Below are 5,235 nucleotides of genomic sequence, written 5' to 3'. Positions count from 1 at the left end.
GAAGAATTTTAAAGGTACCGAATATTACAGCATCATTGAAAGCGGATTAAAGATCCCAACCTGGTTTGGAATAGAACTGCAGGGTGGTTACGACCTCAACGAAGGTGCTTATCTCAACCCACAGAATGTAACTCCTGCCGACGGACTCTGGTATGGCGGAATTTCAGTTTCACTGGGAGAAGGCCTATTCATCGATGAAAGACGGGCCGAACTCAGAAAAGCACAGTTATTTCGGAAAATGACTCAAATGGAACGTGAGCTGATGCTTAGCGAACTCATCTATGAAGCAGGCAGGGCTTATTGGAAATGGTTTGAAAGTTATTCGGTGATGCAGACTTATGAAGAAGCCATCGAGATCGCTGAAGAACGTTATGAGGGCGTGCGCCGAAGCAGCCTGGCCGGAGAGGTTGCAGCCATAGACACCACGGAAGCAAGAATACAGGTACAGAACAACCGCATAAGCTATAACGAAGCCCGGCTGGAGTTTGAAAATGCCTCAGAACAAATTTCGGTATTTCTTTGGCTTGAAGGAGTTACCCCGTTGGAAATAGCCCAAGGTACGATCCCGGCCTACCAGGAGGCTACAGGAGTGCCCATTGACGAACAATTTATTGGAGAAACTGAAGACCTCATTGAGCAACACCCTGAGCTGCGCCGCAGCGGCTTTAAAGTAGATCAGCTGGAAATAGACCGCCGCTGGAGCAGGGAACAATTAAAACCGGAGCTTAACTTAAAATACAATGTGTTAACCGAAACCATAGATGAGGTCCCCACCGCCGAATATTCTATGAACAACTACAATTTTGGGCTTGAATTTGAAATGCCGCTTTTTTTAAGAAAAGAACGGGGAAAAGTAAAATTAGCAAATCTTAAAGTGGCCGATGCCAGGCTGGATCTGGAAAATTATCGCGCCAACCTGAAGTATAAAGCCAGGGCCGCCCTAAACGAATGGCAGACCAGTAACGAACAACTGGAGATCTACCGGGAAACGGTAGAAAATACCAGGAGACTGCTGGAAGGTGAACGACGTATGTTTATGGCCGGGGAAAGTTCCCTTTTTATGGTGAACTCCAGGCAGATGAGTTACATCAATGCTCAAAATAAATTCTTTGAATATCTCTCCAAGAACCGGATAGCACGCCTGAAAACTTTTTACCGGTTTGGTTTGATTGGGGAGTGAATTTGGATTTCAGGCTATTGTTAATAGCAGAAACTATGTTTAAATAACGAGGCCAAAGAAATTTCCTGTTATCAAAAGTTTAATTTAGAGGCCGAAAATATTCAGCTTGATTTCCTAAGAATGAAAAAGAGATACTGGGTTCTTTTAGTTTTACTTCTGGTTTTGGTGGTCTCCTACTTTTTGGGACCCAAACCCATCAATCCAATTTACAGAACGGAATTACCGGAAATACCTTCTTCTTCTAATTTGGAAGCCCTGGAAAACCACGTTAAACGGACGGAGGCAAGACAAGCACTAAGAGAAGATAATCAGGCCAGGATCAAGTGGCAGGATAGTTCGCCTCAGGTTACCGAATACAGTATTGTGTACCTGCACGGATTCGCAGGCAGTTACCGGGATGCCCATCCAGTGAACGTGAATATTGCAGATAGCCTGAATGCTAATATTTATCTGGCACGTTGGGCAGGACATGGAATGAGACCCGAGGTGGCACTCAAAGATTTTACGCCCGAAACCGCATGGAATTCCGCAAAAGAAGCATTAGAAATAGGAAACAGGATTGGGAAAAAGGTCATTATCATGAGTACCTCTACCGGAGGCAGTCTGGCTATAAAACTGGCGGCAGAATACCCCAACATGGTTCATGCGCTAATCAACCTGGCACCCAACGTGAAAGATGATCAAACCGGCTCTTTTTTGCTGAATTCTCCCTGGGGTTACGAACTTGCTCACCTGGTTTCCTTTGGGGACCATAAAATAATTGAACACGAACAGGAAATCGCAGAAAAGTATTGGGACACGATTTACCCCTCTAAAGCACTGGTAGATTTGCAAATATTAATAGGATCTACAATGAACCCGGAAACTTTCTCCAAGGTAAATTGCCCGATTCTGACGCTTTACTACAAAGAGAATTACTTTGAAAAAGACGCGCATGTAGAGGTGAGCCTTTTCCCGGAAGTTCACGAGGCCTTTTCAACAGCAGATTCCTTAAAAAAACTTGTAGCGCTTAGCACCCCTAAGACGCACTTTATCGGTAGCGATATCAAATCCCAGGATATTAAAAGCGTGGAACAAGAGATTATGAAATTTCTAAGGGGAAATTTAGGGATATCTATTCCTGAACCTTAAAGAACACAAGTTTAAAAAGCTGAATCGCCGACTTGAAATTTTTTCTTTTTTACTGAAATTGAAGTTATAGATTAGAAAATCTAAAAAATAACATCACAAAGGATTTTTCAGGGTATTATTTTCATGGCAGTCTGCAGTAATCCCCAATAATCACTTAACCCACAGACTGTTTCATTTCGTAAACTATTCCCTTTTGATACAACTTTTATGGGATCTTTGTCCCAGTTATAGGCATAAATTAATTCTGAATAATTGGTTTCCAATTCTTTTTCATAATCCAAACCACTGTTATCATCGTTCCACTGAAAATGTTTTTCTAATTCCAGAATTAAAATTGGTTGATTATTTTTAAGATAAATAGTGGTAATAAATTGTCCGTTTGAGAGAAAGATTTTTTGAGATATTTTCCTAATTTTTTGATTATTCACCCAAACATCAAATGTTCCACCAGCTTCAGTTGTTTGATTGTAGATTTTGTCTGTGTCAAATGTGTAATGAACTAACTCCGATTCAGAATTTATTTTTTCAACCTCAGCCTGGATTTCCACCACTGATAATTCCTGACTTAAGGAAGTTAAACTTAAAAGCCAGATTATTAGGTTTACTATTTTTTTCATCTTGAATCCAAGGACCAGGTATAAGGACAAGCGGTGGAAGTGTTTCTCAGAATTCCAAAATTACACTTTAATGAGATATGTTAAAAAGGCAGTATGAAGGTATATGCGCAATGCAAGCCTTTAAGGAGTTTAACTGCATATACTATTTGGGCAAAGTTTTATTCTAACCAATCAACTTTTCCATTGTCCATATCGTATACAGCCCCTACTATTTTAATTTCTCCGTTATCTTCCATTTCTTTTAAAATAGGACTGTTATCTCTGATTTCGTCTATATTATCCAGCACATTGCGTTCAGCTACCATATGCACGAATTCTTGATTTTCAGAACTTCTCTCACCTTCATATTTCACACCTTCAACTGCTGGTCTTATATTTTGAAGCATAGGGGTTATGTTACCCAATTTCACGTCATCTACCGCTGCTTTAATGGCCCCACAATGTTCGTGACCCATTACCAAAACCAGTTTAGATCCAGACACTTTACAAGCAAATTCCATACTTCCTAAAATATCTTCATTCACAAAATTACCAGCAACCCGGGCAACAAATAGATCCCCAATACCTAAATCAAAAACGTCTTCAACAGGAACTCTACTGTCTACACACGACAAGACAATAGCTTTTGGATATTGAGCTTTTGCGCTTTTCCTTATTTGTTCTGTATGGTTTCTAACAGTCATATCATCGTTAATAAATCTATTATTCCCCTCTTTTAGAAGTTCTATTACTTCATCAGGTGTTAAGGCTTCCTGCTCTTCTTTAGTTAACACGTCTCCTGAAGATACTGAAACAGAATCATTTACTTGAATGTTTTCACTTTCTTCATTAGTCTTTTTTTCCTGATTACAAGCTGTTAAAGACAAAATTACTGCTGACAATACCAAAAGTTTAAATTTCCAGTTCATATGTTTTTATTTAAAAGTTAAAGAAAGCAACTAAATTTATTTGATCTCTATTTCCATTGTTGAGAAACTGATTCATATAACCTACCTCAAAACGGGTATTTTTATTTAGCATATAACCTAATCCTCCAAACAACCGATTTCTATCGAACACATCCTTTTCAGAGTTTAAGAATATTTCATTATACCCTGAAAAATAGATTGTTTGGGCTTCAAATTGTTTTTTGTTTAAGGCAATATTTAACCCAAGAAAATATCTAAATCGCAACTTAAGATCTTCTTCTTCAATAAATCGCTGTTCAAATCGATAACGATGCTGGAAATTTACTCTTCCAAAACTTTGTTTATTAACAAATTGCTGATAAATCCGGTGCTCATTAATACTTGCTTTTTCATCTGTATTATTCACATAGTTCTGACTTAATACATAACCATAACCCAGAAGTAAGTTATTGTTATTTTCTGTAAGGTCATATCCAATACCTGTTCTTAGAAGTAATTGTTCTAAATCTCCAATTGCATTGTAATTTCGATATTGAGCTTCATGATGCCAGTTTATCTTATCGTCGATTTTTTTATTTCCTATATAGACAAACCAATTCCCCAAATCACTACTTTGTGAAAATCCTAACACCGGAATCATAATTAGCAGTATTAAACCAAGTCTTTTCATTAATAAATCTGCTTAAAATTATGCTTACCTATTATAAAAATACAAATAATTCTTTTCATCAACATAAGTTTCTGTATAACAACAGCTTAAACATTACACAAATTATTACTAAACTTTATAAAGTACTTCCCTGAAACTAAAAAAACCCCACAAACGCAATGTCTATGAGGCTTTTAAGTTTTTAAGTGAGTGATACTGGATTCGAACCAGTGACCCCTACCCTGTCAAGGTAGTGCTCTGAACCAACTGAGCTAATCACCCTTTTTTATTCAGCAGTAAAAATAAGATTAAAATTCTTTTCTGCAGCTTTTTATAGTGGCACTTTTGAAGAGTGTTTTTCAATAGAAAAACTTCAACAGACAGCAACCTTATTCCTAGCTGAAATCTCTATTCAATTTCCTGAGAACCAGTTCGCCAAAACTTCTTACTCTTCCCCAGTCCGTGTACTCTATGGCAATATCTGATCTTGTGGGACCGTGGGTGAATTTCATAATGAGTTTTATCATGAGCCTGTCTAAGAAGGAATAAGCTTTATAATCCAGTTTACCCGCGAATACAGCCGGCAGATCTGGTTTCCAGTCAACTTCCTTTAAGAATTTGACCAGGTAGGGATTGGTCTCGGGGGAATTCTTGTCCTCTTTGCGGGCCACCAGGTTTACAGAAAAAAAGGCGGTAGTAATCTTGCCAAGGCTTTCCTTGTTGTGTGAGACAAATTCCCTGATCTTGATA

Annotated in this window: 6 protein-coding genes and 1 tRNA gene; 2 read left to right on the top strand and 5 right to left on the bottom strand. The window is 38.3% G+C overall.

Annotated features, from left to right (window positions below):
- Positions 1–1,180, top strand: a 1,180-nt coding sequence (locus ACESK1_RS11825) for a TolC family protein (RefSeq protein ID WP_372920385.1), incomplete at its 5' end; no start/stop codon positions are given.
- A 120-nt stretch (positions 1,181–1,300) separates the two neighbouring features.
- On the top strand, positions 1,301–2,311 hold the full coding sequence (locus tag ACESK1_RS11820; RefSeq protein ID WP_372920384.1) for an alpha/beta hydrolase: 1,011 nt from the start codon (positions 1,301–1,303) through the stop codon (positions 2,309–2,311).
- A 107-nt stretch (positions 2,312–2,418) separates the two neighbouring features.
- Here the strand turns inward: ACESK1_RS11820 and ACESK1_RS11815 are convergent, their stop codons facing one another.
- The 5 genes from ACESK1_RS11815 to ACESK1_RS11795 all read right to left on the bottom strand — a co-directional run.
- Entirely contained in the window at positions 2,419–2,928 is a 510-nt protein-coding gene (locus ACESK1_RS11815) for a hypothetical protein (RefSeq protein WP_372920383.1), read from the bottom strand.
- Between the two features lie 158 nt (positions 2,929–3,086).
- Positions 3,087–3,836, bottom strand: coding sequence for a carbonic anhydrase family protein (locus ACESK1_RS11810; RefSeq protein ID WP_372920382.1), 750 nt, complete (start codon positions 3,834–3,836; stop codon positions 3,087–3,089).
- 10 nt (positions 3,837–3,846) lie between these two features.
- The gene (locus tag ACESK1_RS11805; protein ID WP_372920381.1) at positions 3,847–4,506 is read right to left on the bottom strand and encodes a DUF2490 domain-containing protein; all 660 of its coding nucleotides are present in this window, start codon (positions 4,504–4,506) and stop codon (positions 3,847–3,849) included.
- A 186-nt stretch (positions 4,507–4,692) separates the two neighbouring features.
- Positions 4,693–4,767, bottom strand: a tRNA-Val gene (locus ACESK1_RS11800).
- Positions 4,768–4,880: 113 nt separating this feature from the next.
- The coding region (locus tag ACESK1_RS11795) for a flavodoxin domain-containing protein (RefSeq protein WP_372920380.1) at positions 4,881–5,235 on the bottom strand (355 nt) is incomplete at its 5' end.

Origin of the sequence: Salegentibacter sp. (assembly GCF_041642575.1) — a bacterium.
Classification (GTDB): domain Bacteria; phylum Bacteroidota; class Bacteroidia; order Flavobacteriales; family Flavobacteriaceae; genus Salegentibacter.
The sequence above is the reverse complement of the archived record's forward strand: the minus strand, read 5'-3'. Positions and strand labels throughout refer to the sequence as shown.

What these genes read in the sequence shown, in the direction of transcription:
- ACESK1_RS11810 (WP_372920382.1), bottom strand. Translation starts at nt 3,836, where the DNA reads ATGAACTGGAAATTTAAACTTTTGGTATTGTCAGCAGTAATTTTGTCT.
- ACESK1_RS11815 (WP_372920383.1), bottom strand. Translation starts at nt 2,928, where the DNA reads ATGAAAAAAATAGTAAACCTAATAATCTGGCTTTTAAGTTTAACTTCC.
- ACESK1_RS11805 (WP_372920381.1), bottom strand. Translation starts at nt 4,506, where the DNA reads ATGAAAAGACTTGGTTTAATACTGCTAATTATGATTCCGGTGTTAGGA.
- ACESK1_RS11820 (WP_372920384.1), top strand. Translation starts at nt 1,301, where the DNA reads ATGAAAAAGAGATACTGGGTTCTTTTAGTTTTACTTCTGGTTTTGGTG.